Below are 19,321 nucleotides of genomic sequence, written 5' to 3' on the forward strand. Positions count from 1 at the left end.
TTAAAAAGCGGTTAAATAAATAGCCAAATAAAATTGAGCTAAGTGCAAACCTAGTTGGCTATTATTTAACTGATCGCACAAATAGTTATTTACCACTTTTTACCGCTTTAGCCTAGCAATAATATTCTTTATTCGTTTTATTCTTGAAGGATGTGATGTTGGTTTATTGGTTGAGTGAATAGGCAATTTGGCTAGCATGTCAACTAAACTCATCGGATCTATGTTTTTACTTATTAATAAATCAAAAGCATAGTTATCAGCTTCAATTTCATATTGTTGAGCCACGTCTTCTTTAGCAATAACAACAAGTTCGCCAATTTTATCAGTAAATTCGATATAAGGCGCTTGCTTAAACAAGCTAATAGCATGTTTAAGTGCGATATGAGCCTGCTCATGGGCAAGTACTGCCTGTAACTCATTATCATTCAATAATTTCATCAAACCACTATTTACACGTATACAACCATTAGCGGTAGACCATGCATTAGGTTCAGTATTAATATAAACTTGATAATTTATCTCAATATTATTAGCCTTGCTAGGCAGGGTTTTAGCAATTTTATTGAGTCTTTGGCTTAAAGCATGGTAATCAGGAGGAATGACTGCCCGCTTATCTGTTTCAAGGCAAGCCATCTGACTAATTGAAAAAATATCATTTTCAGATAACAATTGAATCCGATCGGAAGTAATCACTTTGGGGTAAGCTTTACTTTGAATTTGACACCCAGTGAGAAAAAACATCGACCAACCTGACAATAGTAGAATAATACGTTTCAAACGATTCAAAGCCCCTTCAAATATTGTTTATTTTAGTCAAGCAAGATAAACTAGGTTCCGCAAATTAATGATGCGATTACGCATTATAACAATAATTCGCGCCAAACTGTTTATTTGGTCGCAAGAGGTTAACAAAAAATGAAATTTGAACTAGATAATACTGACGGGTTAGCTCGTCGTGGGCGAATGAAATTCGATCGCCGTGGAGTTGAATACACTGTTGAAACCCCAGCGTTTATGCCTGTAGGCACTTATGGCACGGTAAAAGGTATGACACCAGAAGAAGTTGCTGCAACAGGTGCGCAAATATTACTCGGTAATACTTTTCACTTATGGCTAAGGCCAGGGCAAGAAATCATGCGTAAACATGGTGATTTGCACGACTTTATGCAATGGAAAGGACCTATTTTAACCGATTCAGGTGGGTTTCAAGTTTTTAGTTTAGGCGATATTCGAAAAATCAAAGAAGAAGGTGTTCATTTTCGTAATCCAATTAATGGCGATTCGATTTTCTTATCGCCTGAAATTTCAATGGAAATTCAATACGACCTGGGTTCTGATATTGTAATGATTTTTGATGAATGTGCCCCCTTTCCTGCTGATTGGGATTATGTCAAAAAATCAATGGAAATGTCTTTACGTTGGGCTAAACGCAGCCGACAACGCTTTGATGAATTAGGCAACAAAAATGCACTATTTGGTATTGTGCAAGGTGGTATTCATCAAGAATTACGGGATATTTCAATTAAAGGATTAACTGAAATAGGCTTTGACGGTTACGCGGTTGGCGGGTTAGCGGTTGGTGAACCCAAGGCTGATATGCACCGTATATTAGAAGGCACTTGCCCACAATTACCCGCTGATAAACCCCGTTATTTAATGGGGGTGGGGAAACCTGAAGATTTAGTCGAAGGCGTACGTCGTGGTATTGACATGTTCGACTGTGTGATGCCAACCCGCAATGCCCGCAATGGTCACTTATTTGTTACCAATGGTGTGATTAAAATTCGTAATGCTAAATATAAAGATGACACAACACCACTTGATCCTCATTGTGATTGCTATACGTGTAAAAATTACACTAAATCGTATCTTCATCACTTAGATAAATGTGGTGAGATTTTAGGTGCACGTTTAAATACCATTCATAATTTACGTTATTATCAACGCTTAATGGCTGAAATTCGTGAGGCGGTTACTAACAAACGTTACGAGGATTTTGTTGTTGAATTTTATCAACGTATTGGTAAAACACCAGCACCGTTAGCAAAATAAAATCTCAAGCCTATTTTTTGCTATATATTTTTTACTATAAGTATTGACACTTTTCAGGAAGCGCAGTATTATGCGCTTCCTAACGGCGAGTAGCGCAGCTTGGTAGCGCAACTGGTTTGGGACCAGTGGGTCGGAGGTTCGAATCCTCTCTCGCCGACCATCTCCTTTCTGACATATTAAAAAATCTACTTTCCCTTTTATCGCTATAGTTTTATAAAAAGCTAGCCATTTTGATTTTGCATTTTTATTTTTACAACAAAAAATTAAATAAAATCAATGGCTTTTCTGACTGATTTTTCAGTGCAAAATGGCTTATTTTGAGGGCTATGTGATTTTGGGCGTTTTGCTTTTTGTGGATAAAATAAGCGACTGTTATCACATTCGATTTGGGTAGGCTTTGTGCTAAATCTCTGACTTCATGCATGGCTGTCGTGGTATATTCTGGCGCTAAATCATAACCATCAGTAACCGATTAGTGATTTAGCGATTGAGGATTTTATAGTTTAAAAATCATTCAGAAAAACCATTGATTTTATTGAAGTTTTTCTGGCTGTTTTCTGGATTGAAACATGAGGTGTAATTTTAAACTCGGTGAAGTGAAGAAAATAGAAAGGTAATTTATACTCGCTACTTCACACCACCACAGTTTGGGGATTGCTATGCATGCTTCATTATTTTAAGCCTTGCTAACTAGTCGATTGGATGTATATGCAAAATATCATGACCGCTAAGTATTTAATATAACCTAGGATTTAATATAACTTGGCACTCAATGCAACTAAGTACTGTTTCTTAAACGAAGTATAGGGGCGAACGTTGATAAATCTGGTTTATGGCAATGAGTTTGAGCTTTTAACTTACTTAATAGTTGCATCGCCAAATGTTCCCCTATTTTTACAGCAGGTAAGGAGACTGTTGTTAAAGGTGGAAAACTCACTTGGCAAAACTCGTTATCACCAAATCCACTCACTGCTAATTGATGTGGCACACGGATATGCCGTCGTTGGCACTCATAAAGCACACCACAGGCTAATTCATCAGTAGTGCAAATTAAGGCATCGATTTCAGGCCAATTCAATAAGATGTCAGGCAGTAATAAGCTACCTGTACTAAAATTAGCGGGCTTGGCAGCATTGATAACTCGATGGGTAGGTAGATGATAATCCAACATCGCCTTATGCCAACCATGTAAACGTTGTTGAAAGAGATAATTTTGTTGGTTGGCACACAGTAACCCAATATTTTGATAGCCTTTTTTTATTATATGTTCGGTTAGCATATACATTGCTAAACTATTATCTAACGCTATATAAAGATCTGCCGCTGTATCATATTGCTTACCAATATTCATAATAGGTATCGTTTTATTAAGATTAACATTCTCAATAATAACGTCATTTTCGACATAAAATAACAATATTGCTTCGAGATTATGGTTGTGTAAAGAATCTAACAATTTTAGTTCACGGTTATAATAATGCTCAGATTCAATAAACAATATTGTATAACCTTGTTTAATTAAATTTGCTTGTAACACATCAAGCAAAATTTGCGCAGAATGATCGTGGTTTTTGGTTGTTATAACTGCAATAACTGGGCTAGATGACGCCGAGGCTAACTGGCTAGCGGTAACATTGGGTTTATATCCTAACGCATCGATAGCAATTTGAATCTTTTTGCGAAGTTTAACAGAAACACGTTCTGGCGTGCGTAAGGCGCGTGACACGGTCATAGAGCCCACACCGGCATATTTCGCTACGTCAAATAAAGTAACCTGCCCTGTATTCCTCCGTTTTTTTGCGCTTTGCATATTTCATCCTAATTGAATTTAATCTAACCGTTCGTTTAAAAAAGACTAATTTTGACAACTGCAAGCCAGTGATGAGTGACTTATCCATTAATATGAATATTGTGAGCCACCTTTTAAAACTCAATTTTTTAATAATATTATTCTATCAACATAATTATTTTTAATGAATTTATTAGAAATGTTATCTACATCACAAAATAAATAAAAATTTATGCAAATATGATAGCGCTATCACATTTCTATTATTTTAGTTGTGGCTATTTTTAATTTATATGCTAATTTTTCAATAAATTATCAGAATTTTAATGGAGAGAAAATGCTCGCTAACTATTTAACACAGCAAACTGTGAATATTGTTGATTCTGTAAATGATTGGAAAGAAGCTATACAGCTTTGCGCATCACCATTATTAGCAAACAATACGATTTTTCCTAATTATATTGAAAAAATTTTTGAATTACACGAATCACTTGGACCTTATTATGTGTTAGCGCCTGGCATTGCAATGCCACATGCCAGACCAGAGCATGGTGTAAACCAATTAGGCTTATCAATGTTATTAGTCAAACAAGGGGTAAATTTCAATTCGGCAGATAATGATCCAGTTTATTTAATTACGTTATTAGCAGCAATTGATAGTTCTAGTCATATTGAAATATTAACGCAATTGGCAACCTTATTTGGTGAATCAAATGATATGCAAGCCATTTTTAATGCTCAACATTGCGATCAGATTTTAACTGTAACCAATCGTTATTAAATTTAATTAAACTTTATAAAAGGATAAATAATATGAAAATTATGGCTGTTTGTGGTCAAGGTCTAGGTAGTAGTTTTATGGTTGAAATGAATATCAAAAAAGTGCTTAAGAAATTAAATGTTGATGCCGAAGTAACACATGCCGATCTTGCATCTATCTCACCCGATCAAGCCGATATTTTTGTTATGACCAAAGATTTAGCGGCCAGTTCGGGTATCCCGGCAGATAAATTAGTGGTACTAAGCAATATTATTGATATCAACGATCTAGAATCCAAACTTGCTGAGCATCTTGCTAAGAATTAACAACCTATGAGGTGTTGCTATGATTCAGGAAATCGTAAAATTTATTGTTGATATTTTAAAAGTACCTGCCGTATTGGTGGGTTTAATTGCCATGGTTGGGTTAATAGCCCAACATAAATCATTTGCTGATACCGTAAAAGGAACCGTGAAAACAATTTTAGGTTTTTTGGTATTAAGCGGTGGTGCAAGCGTGCTTATCAGTGCAATTACGCCACTCGGCATGATGTTTGAGCAAGCTTTTAAATTACAAGGTATTATTCCTAATAATGAAGCTATAGTTTCTATGGCATTAAATGAATATGGTGCAGCAACGGCATTAATTATGGCATTTGGTATGGTCGCTAATATCGTAGTTGCACGTTTTACACGTTTAAAATTTATCTTTTTGACAGGACATCATACCTTTTATATGGCCTGTATGATTAGTATTATTTTAACCGTTGCAGGATTTAAAGGCTGGCAACTGGTATTTACTGGATCGTTAGTGCTTGGCCTTATCATGGCTTTTTTCCCTGCTTTGGCACAACCGCATATGCGTAAAATTACGGGTAATGATGATGTCGCATTTGGCCATTTTGGTACTTTAGGTTATGTGCTAGCTGGCTGGCTTGGACAAGTTGTAGGTAAAAACTCACGCTCAACTGAAGAGATGAATTTACCTAAAAACCTAAGTTTCTTACGCGATAGCTCAATTTCAATTTCATTAACTATGATGATTATTTATCTCATTCTAGCTCTATTCGCTGGCTCTGATTATGTCGAAACTAATCTAAGTAAAGGTGATAATTATTTAGTTTATGCGATTATAGAGGCCATTACATTTGCTGCTGGTGTGTTTATCATTCTACAAGGTGTGCGATTAATTCTCGCTGAAATTGTGCCAGCATTTACAGGCTTCTCAGAAAAATTGGTACCTAATGCAAAACCCGCTCTTGATTGTCCTGTTGTCTTTCCATATGCGCCAAATGCTGTTCTCGTCGGCTTTTTATTTAGTTTTCTTGGTGGATTAATTGGATTATTTGTTTTAGGGCAATTAAATCTGGTTCTGATATTACCAGGCGTTGTTCCTCATTTCTTTTGTGGTGCAACAGCGGGGGTATTTGGTAATGCAATGGGAGGACGCCGTGGGGCAATGCTCGGAGCATTTGCTAATGGTCTATTAGTCACATTCTTGCCGGTTATGCTACTGCCTGTGCTAGGATCTTTGGGTTTTGCAAATACGACTTTCTCTGATGTCGATTTTTGCGGTGTTGGAATTATCTTAGGTAATATGGCTAAGTGGTTTAACAAAGATATCATAATGAGCATTATTATTGCTATCTTTGCTATATTGGTTATTTATAATTACATAGCTAAACCCAAAATTGATTCAAAGGATTAGTTAAAGTATCTATAGCCACTATTTATATTAGTGGCTATATAAAACACAGAAAAGGCATCTTTAAGAAAGCCCATCATTTAATTAAGCCCTATTTTACAACAAAGACATTATGGCTTAATTTTAACTTATTTTTAGTCACACTTTTCAGTTAAAAAACATCTATTGTTGCTTTTATACCGACTAAAAAACATGAGTAAGCAATTCCCTTAAATAAATAACCTTAAATAAACCCCCTTAAATAAATCATCTAACCAGAAATAAGGTTGTTATTTACTAATTATGCTTCCATAAATAATTAATATAGCAACAACACTTATTGCTACTATAGCAATGGTATATTGTGTTTTTACACGGTACTTTTTCACCTCGCCGACTGAAAGTTCGCTATGTTTGTTCTTTCGTTGATAATAATAGTACATTGGTAAACCAACTAACGTCAGCACAATTGATGCCAGCCCATTTTCTGTTTGATAAACTAGCATACCATAAATCACATAAACAGCGCCCAATATGGCTAAAATAGGGATAATTGGATAGCCAATGACTTTGTAAGATCTTGGTATATTAGGGTATTTTTTTCTGGCTATCATAACACCAACAAAGGTTAGTAAATAAAATACCCAAATCGAAAACATAGAAATTTCAGATAAACGATCGGCATCTAACAAAACTGAATATAAAAATGCAAAAATAACAAGAACTGAAATGGCATTAACAGGAGAACGGCTATCCTCATCTATTGTACTTAAATAACGTGCACCAACAATAGTTCCACGCTCTGCCATGCTAAAAATAGTACGTGATAATGTCATGATATAACCATTAATACCACCCAAAATCGAGATCATAATACCAACAGCAACTAAGTTACCTCCTGAATGCCCAAACATTCGCTGTGAAGCAACCGCGGCGGCATCGTGCCCTAATGAAACCATTTCGTTGACAGGAAAGATTTTAAAGAATGCTATATTGATACAAGCATAAACAATCACTAAAAAGATAATCCCAAAAATGATTGCTTTTGGTAATACTTTAGATGGATTATGAATTTCACCTGCAACCGATGCAACCTGTGCCCAACCATCATAAGCAAATAATGTAGCTAAGATAGCAACAGCAAAAGGCGCAAATGTTTCAATACCTTGACCACTAGCACCAAATAATGCGACTTGCCCATTGCCTTTCCAAAGACCAAATACCGCCAGTAGTAATATCGGAATCAATTTACAAGCCGTTGCAATGGTTTGTAAATATCCTGCCTCTTTGACACCAATTGCATTAATAAAGGCAATAAAGCCTAATGCTCCTGCACCTACCGCCATTTTATATGTGTCTTCAATCTGAAATAATGAGCAAAATACTGAACTAAAATAACCGACTAATGCACCAATTAACGCTGGAGAAAAGATAACTGTCATCATCCAACCATAAAGGTGAGCGATTTTAGCGCCATAGATTTTTTCTAAATAAACAAGCATGCCCCCAGTTTTTGGGAACATGACGCCTAATTCACAAAGCGTTAATCCACCACAAATGGAAATAGCACCACCAATAATCCAAGCTAATAAAGCATAATGATAATCGCCAGTAACTTCCAATACTGAAGGTGGTTTCATAAATGCACCAGCGCCTAAAACCATCCCAACAACCAGGGATAATGCAGAAACTAAACCAAGATCTTTCCGCAAGTTATTTTCTAAATTGTGATCTGACATAAAGATCCCCTTGAATCTATCAATAAGCAAAATTTGTTTATAATAGGGATTTATTTATAAAATACAAGAAGGATTAATTTTAACTCATTAAAAACACTAAAAATAAAAATGATAACATAAATAAAAAGCCAGCTAGAAGCTGACTTCTTATTCTCTAGATTACTGAAAAGTGATTTCTATTTCTTCATTTTCATATCCACAACCATACGTCCACGAATTTTACCTGCTTTCATTTCGTCGATCATATCATTGATATCTTCCAATGGTCTTTTTTCAACCATTGGTATTACTTTACCCTCAGCACTGAAACGAAATGCCTCGGCTAAATCTTCACGAGTACCAACCAGTGAACCTAAAACTTGAATACCATCAAGCACTGTTTTTGGAATACTCAAGTCCATAGTTTCCGAAGGCAAACCTAAGGCAACAACACGTCCTAAAGGGCGTACTGAATGAATAGCCTGATTGAAAGCTGTTTTCGTCACTGAGGTCACAACAGCACCATGTACACCGCCTTCAGTGTGCGCTTTAATATAAGCACCTACATCATCCACTTTTTTAGGATTAATGACTAAATCTGCCCCCAACTTTTTACACAATTCTAATTGACTATCGCTATTACTAATTGCAACCACTTTATTGTTAAACACTTTTTTACCATACTCAATAGCCAGTGTTCCTAAACCTCCAATGCCAAATACAGCAAGCCATTGCCCAGGTTTGGTATCGGCAACTTTAATGCCTTTGTAGGTTGTAACGCCGGCGCAAGTAATACTTGTTGCCTGTGCGGGATCTAATCCTTCCGGTACTTTAACCGCATAATCTGCTTTAACAATACACTGCTCTGCCATACCACCATCAACACTGTATCCAGAATTTAACGCATTACGACAAAATGTTTCATGACCAGAAATACAATATTCACAAGTACCACATCCAGCATGAAACCAAGCAATACTAACTCTATCACCAATTTTAAGGCTCTTTACATCAGGAGCAATTTTAGTCACTATTCCCACACCCTCATGACCAATAACTCGGCCTGGTTTTTTGCCAAAATCACCCGATGCTACATGGATATCAGTATGACAAAGACCACAATATTCAACGTCAACTAATGCTTCTCCCGCTTCTAATGGGCGAACTGGAATATCTTTAATTTCAACTTGACCATCGCATTCTTGCTTAATTACTGCTGCCTTCATTTTTTTCTCCTAAATAAATTTTAAAGTTAAAACATAATTGCTTTTCATTCTAAACGAATTATTTTTGAAAAATATGAGTGGTTTCACAATTCTATTAAATAATATTCATTGTTTAATAATTTATACTTGAACATAGCCTTTCATTGAAATTTGAAAAAAATAAATTGGTGGTGTTGTTATAAAAAGGGGTTGTTATAAACATATGCAGCATACTGATATAGGCTGAAAATAAGTCAACTATTTTTTAAAGGCGATATTTACTCAAGTGGTAACTTAAGTTCAATCATAATGTCATTAGATAACAATGGTATTGGCTTAAATTAAGGATATCGCTTTAACTAGCACAAATGATTAATAAACAACCAAAAAAAAGCAATATAATAAAAAAACTAACTAAATGGAGGCTATAAAATGGCTAGAAAATGTATTTCTCGTGGTAAATTCACACGTATGCAACAGCTATCAAACCAAGATGGCGTGATTGCTGCATTAGCGATTGATCAACGCGGTTCAATGGTTAAGATGATGGAATCTGCGGTTGGTAAAGATCGTTATCATATTGATATGGTGTATGAATTTAAGGAGCTTGTTTCTCAAGAATTAACTAAATATGTTAGCGCAATTTTGTTAGATGAAGAATATGGTTTTAAAGGCATGGCGGCAAAAAATAGCAATGCTGGATTAATCATGTCATATGAAAAAACGGGATATGATGCCAATACACCAGGTCGCCTACCCGATATTTTGCCCGAGGATTCATTACAACGCTTAATAAAAAAAGGGGCTGATGCTGCAAAAGTATTGGTTTATTATAATCCAGATGATCCTCAAGATATTTTAGATAAAAAGCACGCATTTTTAGAGCGTTTAGGTAATGAAGCAAGAGCTGCGGATATTCCTGTTTTTGTTGAACCTATTGTTTATGATAATGTGATAACCGATGATAAAAGCCCTGAATTTGCAAAAATCAAACCACAAAAAGTCATTAATACCATTAAAGAGTTTACTAAAGAACAATATTACATCGATATTTTAAAAGTCGAAGTTCCTGTACTTTTTAAAAATGTCGAAGGCTTTAACGACAACAATGTCGTGGTTTATACTCAAAAGCAAGCCGCAGATTACTTTAAACAAGCTAGCGATGCAGCAACACGACCTTTTATTTATTTAAGCGCTGGTGTGCCAACAAAAACTTTCCATCAAGAGCTCATTTTTGCCGGCGAAAATGGCGCTAAATATAGTGGCATTCTTGGTGGGCGAGCAACATGGTTTGAAGGTGTTGCAGCCTATGCAAATGGTGGAAAAGAGGGATTAAAACGTTGGTTAGATCAAACTGGCCGCGAAAATGTTGAGCATCTTAACAAAATATTAAAACAATATGCTACTCCTTGGTATGATATCTATGGTGGTAAAGATAATATTGAAGTGATTGATGTTAAATTAGGTAATTAACATAATCATTTAAAATAATTAATTGCAATAAGTTATTAGCAAACTAAAAAGAGAACAGTTTTTATTCCTATTTTTACTGTTCTCTTTTACTATGATTGCAAGTTATGTAGCGATAAATCTGTTGCTATAGTTTTATTAAGATGGTTTTACTAATATGGTTTAATATCAAATCAAAATAGCCTACCACACATAACAAATCATCAAATTGCTTTACTGAAAAATAAATCAACCTTACTGCGTTTTGCCATTGATTGAATATAGGCCTTAATCTTAGATGAAAAAACTAGACTTTTAACACACGTCAAATTTCGTAAAACGGGGAACAAACAGATATCATCTAAAGATAATTGTCCATTACATGCTTCTGGTGAAATAATTAGCAATTCAAGTTTATTTAACACCGTTAACACCTCTGCGACTAGTGCATCGGTTTGTGCCATACATTGATCAAATGATCCCATTTTTTCCTTTTTACTAGTAACAAAATAATCAATAGCACTTTGTGTCGCAAACTCGGCTAAACCTAATTTTATATATCGTGGACACACTAACTTATAATCATATTGCTGTAGTTGCTTTATGAGTTCAGCTATATTTGCTGATCTATCGCCAATTAAAATGGGATTGCCAGCATAATTGTTATCGACATAATCAACAATATCTAAACTTTCAGGCAGATAACTGCCATCGTCTTTCTGTAAAATCGGCGCCATCTTTTCACCAATCATACGCTCTGGCGATTGAAAATCATCACTAAGCAATACCTGTAGTTCAACTGGCACGTTTTTTAAACCAAAAATCATTCTAGCTCTTACACAAAAAGGGCAATGTTCATAAATATACAGTTTCATTTTTACTCCTTAAGTAATCAATCAACCAACATAAAAAGGCAATTCCCAAAAATAATAAAAAAAACTTACTTACAGCAAATAGTGCTTGGGAATAACCAATCTTTACAACATTAATAAAAGGATATGGATACAGATTGGTATAGTAGCCTCGAATAAAAATATAAACACCATAGCCAATCATTGACAATGACGCCCCCATAATGACTTTTAAATTAATTCGTCGAAATGGTCCAAAAATAAACCAGCTCAATAATCCCAAAACAGGAATAATCACATGTAAACTTTCATTCGCAATTTTCAATAATACATTAGGTGGCGGTGTATGGATGCTTCTTAACACTAGGTTATATACAATAGTCGTTATCATCACACCCGCCAATCCATTCAAACGAATAACTTTAAAACTGTATCGATGACAGTTAGGATTGATAGCTAGCCAAAAACAACTCAATGCTAACATTAAATTTGATAAAACTGTAAAGAAACTATAATAATAAATTAATCGCCCTATTGAAGATTCGGGTTGCCAAGGACGAAATTTAGTATGCCAATAAATGTAAGTTTCCATGGCAATAATAGAGATTGCAAATAGCGCAATAAAAATATTAATAGTTCGTTTTAACATAATGCCTTTTAATATAAATAGTACAAAAAACAACTAAAAGTGCAGTATATAGTAATTAATAAAAAAATCATAAACTACCTCTGTTTAAAAGATAACAAATAGACAAAATCTACAACTTATTGGCAGTTAGTATATAATGTCAAAATAAATGTAATGTAGAGATGATATTGATGTCGAATCACGACACCCCGCCCCAAAATAAAATATTAATAGAACATTTTTTAGATTCTTTATGGTTAGAAAGGAATTTAGCTGAAAATACCATTGCGTCTTATAAGTTAGATTTGCTGGCATTAAGTCAGTTTTTACAACAACAAAATGTCACATTTTTGTCTGCTCAAACAGTTAATCTACAAGCATTTTTAATGCAACGGGTGCAAGATGGGTATAAAGCAAGTAGTTCTGCAAGATTACTTAGTGCAACTAAACGTTTTTTTCAATATTTATATCAAGAAAACTATCGTGCAGATGATCCTTCAGCGGTATTATCATCCCCCAAGCTTCCCAAAAAATTACCTAAAGATTTAACCGAATCACAAGTGGAGGCATTACTTGAATCGCCAAGCATAGACGATCCGATTGAACTTCGAGATAAAGCAATGCTTGAAGTACTTTATGCAACCGGTTTACGTGTATCTGAATTAGTGAATTTAGAAATTAGTGATGTTAGCCTACGGCAAGGTGTTGTAAGAGTGATAGGTAAAGGCAATAAGGAACGTTTAGTACCGCTGGGTGAAGAAGCGGTTTATTGGCTTGAATATTATTTTAAATATGGCAGAAATGATCTTCTAAAAACAGGGCCTGTTGATGTTCTTTTTCCTAGTCGATTAGGAAAAAAAATGACACGTCAGACCTTTTGGCATAGAATTAAATATTATGCCGTATTAACAGGTATCAATATTGAAGCACTTTCACCTCATGTGCTTCGTCATGCCTTTGCAACGCATCTGCTTAATCACGGTGCTGATTTGCGTGTTGTGCAAATGTTGCTTGGGCACAGTAGTTTATCAACGACGCAAATTTATACGCATGTGGCAACTGAAAGATTAAAACAGTTACATAGTAAACATCATCCTCGAGCGTAATACTCAAAAAAATAAGGGTAATTGAATGAAAAAATTAGGTTTAGCTTTAGCTTTAATTTCAACCTCAGTATTAGCGAGTAATGCTGATATAACAAAAACTTTAAATAAGTTAGGTTACGACAATAAAGAGTTAAAAATTACTAATAGCCCAATACAAGGGTTTAAAAGCGTTTCTACGCCTGATGGTATTTTTTATGTTACAGAAGATGGCAAATATTTAACTCAAGGTCCTATTTATAATGTTCAAGGTGACAATCTTGAAAATATTGCTAACAGTAATAACCTTAAACTAATGCAAACAATTGCAAAAGATGCCATTGTTTACAAAGCGCCTAATGAACGATATGTCATTTCTGTTTTTACTGATTACACTTGTCATTACTGTAAATTATTGCACGAAAATATTGATAAATATTTAGAAGCAGGTATTTCGGTGCACTATTTTGCCTTTCCTCGAGCAGGAGATAAAAGTGATGTTGGTAAAAATATGCAATCTATTTGGAGCATGAAAGATCGTAAAGCCGCGTTTGAAAATGCTTATAAAGGCAATAAAATTTCACCAGCTAGTAGTATGATTCCTTACGTTACCCAACAATTTAATGTTGGGAAGCGACTTGGAATTAGCGGTACACCAGCAATTATTTTACCTAATGGCGAGCTTGTTTCTGGTTATGTACCAGCAGATAAATTACTTGAAGTTTTAGATAAAAAAAACAAGTAAATAACTAATTACCGCTGTTGAAATATAATATTAAACTCAATGTTAGCGCTAATGCGCTAGCATACAAAATATGAAAAAAAATAAATTAAGACATCGCAAATTACCTGATGGATCTCCAGAATTTTCCGAGGATATTCCATTATTATTACAGCGAGTTTATGCATTACGTGGGGTGACTAGTATGCAAGAGCTCGACTATACCACACGCAATTTGCACAATTACGACACATTAGATGGCATTAACAAAGCAGTTGAAATTCTTTATTTGGCAATGAAGAATAATCAACGGATCATGATTGTTGGCGATTTTGATACTGATGGTGCTACTAGTACTGCTTTAACCGTTAAAGCCCTTAAAAATATGGGGTGCCAATTTGTTGATTATATTATTCCGGATCGTTTTGATGATGGATATGGGCTAAGTATTTCAATTGTAAAAAAAGCGCTATTAAAAAATGCGCAACTCATTATTACTGTTGACAACGGTATTTCTGCTGTTGAAGCTGTCGATTTTGCCAAGCAGTCAAATTTGCCAGTGATTATTACTGATCACCATTTATGTCCAGAACGATTACCTGATGCAGATGCTATAATCAATCCTAATTTACCTAATTGCGTGTTTCCTTCTAAGCATTTAGCTGGAGTGGGTGTGGCTTTTTACTTCATGCTTGCTTTACGAGCCAAATTACGGCAAGAAAATTGGTTCATGGACAATAAGTTAACCGAATATAATGTGACGAATTTATTAGATTTAGTTGCTTTAGGTACGGTTGCTGATGTGGTTAAACTTGATCATAATAATCGTATTTTAGTTCACCAAGGTATAAACAGAATTCGATCTGGTTATTGTAGCGAAGGTATTAAAGCCTTATTGCATATAGCTAAGAAAGATCCTGCTTCGATTACATCAACCGATTTAGCTTATTATATAGCGCCTCGATTAAATGCCGCGGGAAGAATGGATAATATGACTTTAGGCGTTGAATTATTACTTTGTGATAATTATGATTTAGCAATTAATAAAGCAGTAGATCTTGATAATCTCAATTGTGATAGAAAATTGATTGAACAAACAATGCATAAAGAAGCTTTATTGTTTATTCAAGAAATTGAAGAGCAAAATATATCAATTCCTAACGCACTGGTGTTTTATCATCAACAGTGGCATCAAGGTATTATTGGTATATTATCTTCTCGTTTGAAAGATAAATATCATCGACCAGTTATATCGTTTGCTTCAACCCAAGATGGTTTTTTAAAAGGCTCTGGACGCTCAATTAAAGGCGTTCATTTACGCGATCTACTTGATGAATTAAATCAGCGACACCCTGATTTAATCGTTAGCTTTGGTGGGCACTCAATGGCAGTTGGTTTAACTATTCACGAAAAAGATTTAGCGTATTTTACACGTTGTTTGCAAGCACTTTTAAATACACAAGTCGATCCTGATTTACTAGAACATATTATTGAAACAGACGGTGAAATAGATAGCCAAGACTTTACTTACGCAACCGCCAAATTGTTAAAAAAATCTGGCCCTTGGGGCGAGGGGTTTGATACGCCTATTTTTGATGGCGTATTTGTTATTCATCAACAACGGTTAATTGCAGACAAACACCTTAAATTAGTATTAGAGCCACAAAATGGTGGTCCATTTATTGAAGGTGTCTGTTTTAATGTCAATCGACAACAATGGCCTGATCAGTCGATAAAAAAAGTAGAATTAGTTTATCATCTGGATGTAGATGAATTTCGGGGTAACCAAGCTCCACAATTACTGATAAAATATCTATGGCCTATCGCCTAAGCAATTAGAATGGATTATAATTTGACAATTGTGCTTAATTTACATCTAATTACGATGGTTATCTAACATCATCAACATAAAATTTACGCAACGTTAAGGATTCAAAATGCATATTCATATTCTTGGAATTTGTGGTACATTTATGGCTGGGATTGCATTAATAGCCCGCTCGCTAGGTCATAAAGTAACAGGTTCAGATAAAAATGTTTATCCACCAATGAGTACACTGTTACAAAAAGAGCACATTGATATTATTGAAGGATATGATCCATCACAACTCGCCTCTACACCCGATTTAGTCATCATCGGCAATGCCTTATCAAGAGGTAACCCTTGCGTTGAATATGTCTTAGATAATAACATCCCTTACATTTCTGCGCCACAGTGGTTACATGATAACGTTTTGCGCGATCGCTGGGTTATTGCGGTTGCTGGAACACATGGCAAAACCACAACTGCGGGTATGGTCAATTGGATTTTAGAAAAATTAAATTATAAACAAGGTTTTGTTATTGGTGGTGTACCGGGTAATTTTGATGTATCAGCCCGATTAGGAGAAGGGGATTTTTTTGTGATTGAAGCTGATGAATACGATTGTTCATTCTTCGATAAACGTTCCAAGTTCATGCACTACTGCCCTAAAACACTTATCATGAACAATTTAGAATTTGATCATGCCGATATTTTTGATGATCTTAGCTCAATTCAAAAACAATTCCATCATTTGGTTCGTTTAGTGCCAAGCAAAGGGTTAATTATTTCACCACAAGAAGATGTAAATTTAAAACAAGTATTGGCAAAAGGTTGCTGGAGCGAGCAAGTTTTTACTGAGTCTGAAACAGGCTGGTTAGCACAGCGCATAAATAACGACGCAAGCCATTTTGCAGTTTACTATAACAATGCAAAAGTAGGCGAAGTGAAATATTCCTTAGTGGGCGAACATAATATGCATAATGCATTAATGGCAATCGCCGCAGCACATAATGTAGGCATTGATCCAGCCGATGCTTGTTTAGCATTAAGTTCATTTATCAATGCCAAAAGGCGGCTAGAACTCTATGGTGAAATAAATAACATCGAAATCTACGACGACTTTGCTCATCATCCAACTGCAATTTTAGCAACATTAGAGGCATTACGTAGTAAAATTGGTGCAAATCGTCGCATTTTAGCCGTTCTTGAACCTCGTTCAAATACCATGAAGCTAGGCGTATCTAAAGATGAACTAGCACCATCACTAGGTCGTGCTGACGAAATCTTTATCTTTCAACCAGAACAATTGCCTTGGTTAGTTGCCGATGTTGTTGATGCTTGTATCCAACCTGCTCACTGGACGGGTGATATTGATTTACTTGTTGAAATGATAACCAAAACAGCTCGCCCAACCGATGCCATTTTAATTATGAGTAATGGTGGCTTTAATGGCATCCATAAAAAGATCTTAGAAAGCTTAGAAAAGCAACAAATCAAAGCTCATGAAAACGAACAATTAATTCAATAACAGTAGATGATATGTCACATACTGTGGCATATCATACCTAAAAGATATTTTATGAATGAAACTGCCGAAATGATTGCTATGTTATGTCGCAGAATAAAAATAGCAAGAATTGAAAAAAATTTATCTCAGCAAGAACTGGCTAACAAATCTCGAATCGGTATTGCGACAATAAAACGCATTGAACAAGGCGAATCCATTACATTACAAACATTAATTGCGGTTCTTCGTGGGTTAGATGAACTGGATCAACTGAATAATTTGCTTGCCTATAATGAAGTGATTCATAAAACATCAATGGAGCAACTTAAGCGGAAAAGAAAATACCGTACAATAAAACAAGAAAAGGTGGATGTGTTGGTTGAGAATGATTTTTTGCGTTCTAAAGTCAATACCATGCGCTGGAAACATTAAAGGCAATTTAAGAAAGTTCAATTTAAGAAAATACAATTTAAAGTAATATAATTTAAAAAAATATAATTCAAAGAAATATAATTTAAGGTTTCGCCGATTGTATAATCGGCGAATTTGACACAACAAATAATTTCAACTTAACTACAATGAACGGTGATGGCAAGCCCCCCGCGTGATGTTTCTCGGTATTTTGCATTCATATCTTTTCCTGTTTCATACATAGTTTGAATCACTTTATCTAAAGATACTTTTGCCGCAGTTGTTCGCCTTAGAGCCATTCTTGTTGCATTTATCGATTTTACCGCGGCAATAGCATTACGTTCGATACAAGGTACTTGCACTTGACCTGCAACTGGATCACAAGTTAATCCTAAATTATGTTCCATTGCTATTTCTGCTGCCATGCAAACTTGCTCAGGATTACCACCTAACAGCTCAGTAAGTCCAGCAGCAGCCATAGAGCAAGCTACGCCAACTTCCCCTTGGCACCCGACTTCTGCACCAGAAATGGATGCATTAATTTGATAAAGTTGCCCTATTGCACCACAAGTTAGGAAAAATCGAATATAAATATCAGGAGTAACTGGATTAATAAACTTATCATAATAAGCAAGCACAGCGGGTATAATGCCGCATGCGCCATTTGTTGGTGCAGTGACCACCCGTCCACCCGCTGCGTTTTCTTCACTAACGGCAAGTGCGAACATATTTACCCAATCAATAATTACCATAGGGTCACTAATAATTTTGTCTTTAGTGGTGGATAATTGACGATATAACGAAAATGCTCGACGCGGAACTTTAAGCGGTCCAGGTAATAAACCTTCAGTATTCATTCCACGATTAATACATTCCAAAATAGTTTGTCCAACGCGAGAAAAATAATTTTCGATTTCTTCATAAGTGTGCAATTGCAACTCATTTTTCATCATAACGCTAGAAATTGATAAGGCATTATCTTCACAATGTTTTAATAATTCTTGAGCTGAAATAAATGGGTAAGGCAGTTTTACTGCATCTTGCTCTTGCTGGCCGAATTGCTCTTCTTCAACAATTTGACCGCCACCTACAGAATAGTAAGTTTTTTGAAATAATAAGGTATCACCGTTATAGGCACTTAAAGTCATACCATTTTCATGTAATGGTAAAAATTTAGAATGAAATACCATGCAACTATCTAATGGGAAATCAATTTCGTAGGAATGATTATAAATAGGTAAACGGTGCGTTTGGCTAAGTTTTTCGATAAAATTTGGGATATTATCAATATTTACAGTATCAGGCTTTTCACCCGCTAATCCCATAACAATAGCAATATCTGTTTGATGCCCTTTACCTGTTAGCGACAAAGATCCATAAACATCAGCCACAATTTTTGTCACTGATGACATCATTTGTTTATTAATTAGTTGATCTATAAAAGCTTTACCCACTCTCATTGGTCCTACTGTATGTGAACTTGAAGGCCCAATACCAATTTTAAATATTTCAAATACTGAACTCATAATTTTCCTTTTTAATGCCAAGTATAAATATCATAGGCATAGTTATATTTTTGTAAATTTATCTTTGCTAATAAAATGCTAAACAAAAGTATCAACAAATAACCTCAATTTTGGGATTACGAAAATAAGTTTTTA

General features: G+C 35.1%; 17 protein-coding genes and 1 tRNA gene. 11 read left to right on the forward strand and 7 right to left on the reverse strand.

Annotation, left to right across the window (positions count from 1 at the left end; translation table 11 throughout):
- Positions 1-99 precede the first annotated feature (99 nt).
- Positions 100-777, reverse strand: coding sequence for a M48 family metalloprotease (locus A9G47_RS03495; protein WP_141674806.1), 678 nt, complete (start codon positions 775-777; stop codon positions 100-102).
- A 138-nt stretch (positions 778-915) separates the two neighbouring features.
- Here A9G47_RS03495 and tgt point away from each other — a divergent pair, with 138 nt between their 5' ends.
- On the forward strand, positions 916-2,052 hold the full coding sequence (gene tgt / locus A9G47_RS03500; RefSeq protein WP_065642175.1) for a tRNA guanosine(34) transglycosylase Tgt: 1,137 nt from the start codon (positions 916-918) through the stop codon (positions 2,050-2,052).
- A gap of 83 nt (positions 2,053-2,135) precedes the next feature.
- A tRNA-Pro gene (locus A9G47_RS03505) sits at positions 2,136-2,212 on the forward strand.
- A gap of 618 nt (positions 2,213-2,830) precedes the next feature.
- Here A9G47_RS03505 and A9G47_RS03510 read toward each other — a convergent pair.
- A complete protein-coding gene (locus A9G47_RS03510; RefSeq protein ID WP_065566510.1) occupies positions 2,831-3,862 on the reverse strand; it encodes a LacI family DNA-binding transcriptional regulator in 1,032 nt (343 codons plus the stop codon).
- 316 nt (positions 3,863-4,178) lie between these two features.
- Here A9G47_RS03510 and A9G47_RS03515 point away from each other — a divergent pair, with 316 nt between their 5' ends.
- The 3 genes from A9G47_RS03515 to A9G47_RS03525 are packed head-to-tail and all read left to right on the forward strand — an operon-like array spanning position 4,179 to position 6,308.
- Positions 4,179-4,622, forward strand: coding sequence for a PTS sugar transporter subunit IIA (locus tag A9G47_RS03515; protein ID WP_065642176.1), 444 nt, complete (start codon positions 4,179-4,181; stop codon positions 4,620-4,622).
- Between the two features lie 32 nt (positions 4,623-4,654).
- Positions 4,655-4,927, forward strand: coding sequence for a PTS sugar transporter subunit IIB (locus A9G47_RS03520; protein WP_065566512.1), 273 nt, complete (start codon positions 4,655-4,657; stop codon positions 4,925-4,927).
- 19 nt (positions 4,928-4,946) lie between these two features.
- Positions 4,947-6,308 (forward strand): PTS ascorbate transporter subunit IIC, encoded by a 1,362-nt coding sequence (locus A9G47_RS03525; RefSeq protein ID WP_065579782.1) that lies wholly within the window; start codon positions 4,947-4,949, stop codon positions 6,306-6,308.
- Positions 6,309-6,574: 266 nt separating this feature from the next.
- On the opposite strand, the gene A9G47_RS03530 is transcribed toward A9G47_RS03525, so the two are convergent.
- Complete coding sequence (locus A9G47_RS03530; RefSeq protein WP_065642177.1) at positions 6,575-8,023, reverse strand: APC family permease; 1,449 nt, start codon at positions 8,021-8,023, stop codon at positions 6,575-6,577.
- 176 nt (positions 8,024-8,199) lie between these two features.
- Positions 8,200-9,228 carry an alcohol dehydrogenase AdhP gene (gene adhP / locus A9G47_RS03535; RefSeq protein ID WP_065566515.1) on the reverse strand — a complete coding sequence of 343 codons (1,029 nt, stop codon included), beginning with the start codon at positions 9,226-9,228 and terminating at the stop codon, positions 8,200-8,202.
- Positions 9,229-9,639: 411 nt separating this feature from the next.
- Between adhP and A9G47_RS03540 the strand changes: the two genes are divergently transcribed.
- A complete protein-coding gene (locus A9G47_RS03540) occupies positions 9,640-10,680 on the forward strand; it encodes a tagatose 1,6-diphosphate aldolase (RefSeq protein ID WP_065579779.1) in 1,041 nt (346 codons plus the stop codon).
- Positions 10,681-10,880: 200 nt separating this feature from the next.
- On the opposite strand, the gene grxB is transcribed toward A9G47_RS03540, so the two are convergent.
- The gene (gene grxB, locus A9G47_RS03545) at positions 10,881-11,531 is read right to left on the reverse strand and encodes a glutaredoxin 2 (protein ID WP_065642178.1); all 651 of its coding nucleotides are present in this window, start codon (positions 11,529-11,531) and stop codon (positions 10,881-10,883) included.
- On the reverse strand, positions 11,512-12,156 hold the full coding sequence (locus A9G47_RS03550) for a Pr6Pr family membrane protein (RefSeq protein WP_065566518.1): 645 nt from the start codon (positions 12,154-12,156) through the stop codon (positions 11,512-11,514). The genes grxB and A9G47_RS03550 overlap by 20 nt, the downstream gene beginning before the upstream one ends.
- Positions 12,157-12,326: 170 nt before the next feature.
- Between A9G47_RS03550 and xerD the strand changes: the two genes are divergently transcribed.
- From xerD to A9G47_RS03575, 5 genes are all read left to right on the forward strand, one after another.
- The gene (gene xerD, locus A9G47_RS03555; RefSeq protein ID WP_065566519.1) at positions 12,327-13,241 is read left to right on the forward strand and encodes a site-specific tyrosine recombinase XerD; all 915 of its coding nucleotides are present in this window, start codon (positions 12,327-12,329) and stop codon (positions 13,239-13,241) included.
- 25 nt (positions 13,242-13,266) lie between these two features.
- Positions 13,267-13,962, forward strand: a complete 696-nt coding sequence (gene dsbC, locus A9G47_RS03560) for a bifunctional protein-disulfide isomerase/oxidoreductase DsbC (protein WP_065566520.1) — start codon at positions 13,267-13,269, stop codon at positions 13,960-13,962.
- 70 nt (positions 13,963-14,032) lie between these two features.
- Positions 14,033-15,769, forward strand: coding sequence for a single-stranded-DNA-specific exonuclease RecJ (gene recJ / locus A9G47_RS03565; protein WP_065642179.1), 1,737 nt, complete (start codon positions 14,033-14,035; stop codon positions 15,767-15,769).
- Between the two features lie 106 nt (positions 15,770-15,875).
- The gene (gene mpl, locus A9G47_RS03570; RefSeq protein WP_065642180.1) at positions 15,876-17,270 is read left to right on the forward strand and encodes a UDP-N-acetylmuramate:L-alanyl-gamma-D-glutamyl-meso-diaminopimelate ligase; all 1,395 of its coding nucleotides are present in this window, start codon (positions 15,876-15,878) and stop codon (positions 17,268-17,270) included.
- A 51-nt stretch (positions 17,271-17,321) separates the two neighbouring features.
- Positions 17,322-17,681 (forward strand): helix-turn-helix domain-containing protein, encoded by a 360-nt coding sequence (locus A9G47_RS03575; RefSeq protein ID WP_065642181.1) that lies wholly within the window; start codon positions 17,322-17,324, stop codon positions 17,679-17,681.
- Between the two features lie 137 nt (positions 17,682-17,818).
- On the opposite strand, the gene A9G47_RS03580 is transcribed toward A9G47_RS03575, so the two are convergent.
- Positions 17,819-19,186: an L-serine ammonia-lyase gene (locus A9G47_RS03580; RefSeq protein ID WP_065642182.1), complete on the reverse strand. Its 1,368-nt coding sequence runs from the start codon at positions 19,184-19,186 to the stop codon at positions 17,819-17,821.
- Positions 19,187-19,321: the final 135 nt, after the last annotated feature.

The organism is Gilliamella sp. WF3-4 (genome assembly GCF_001690275.1).
In the GTDB taxonomy this organism is placed as follows: Bacteria; Pseudomonadota; Gammaproteobacteria; order Enterobacterales; family Orbaceae; genus Gilliamella; species Gilliamella apicola_C.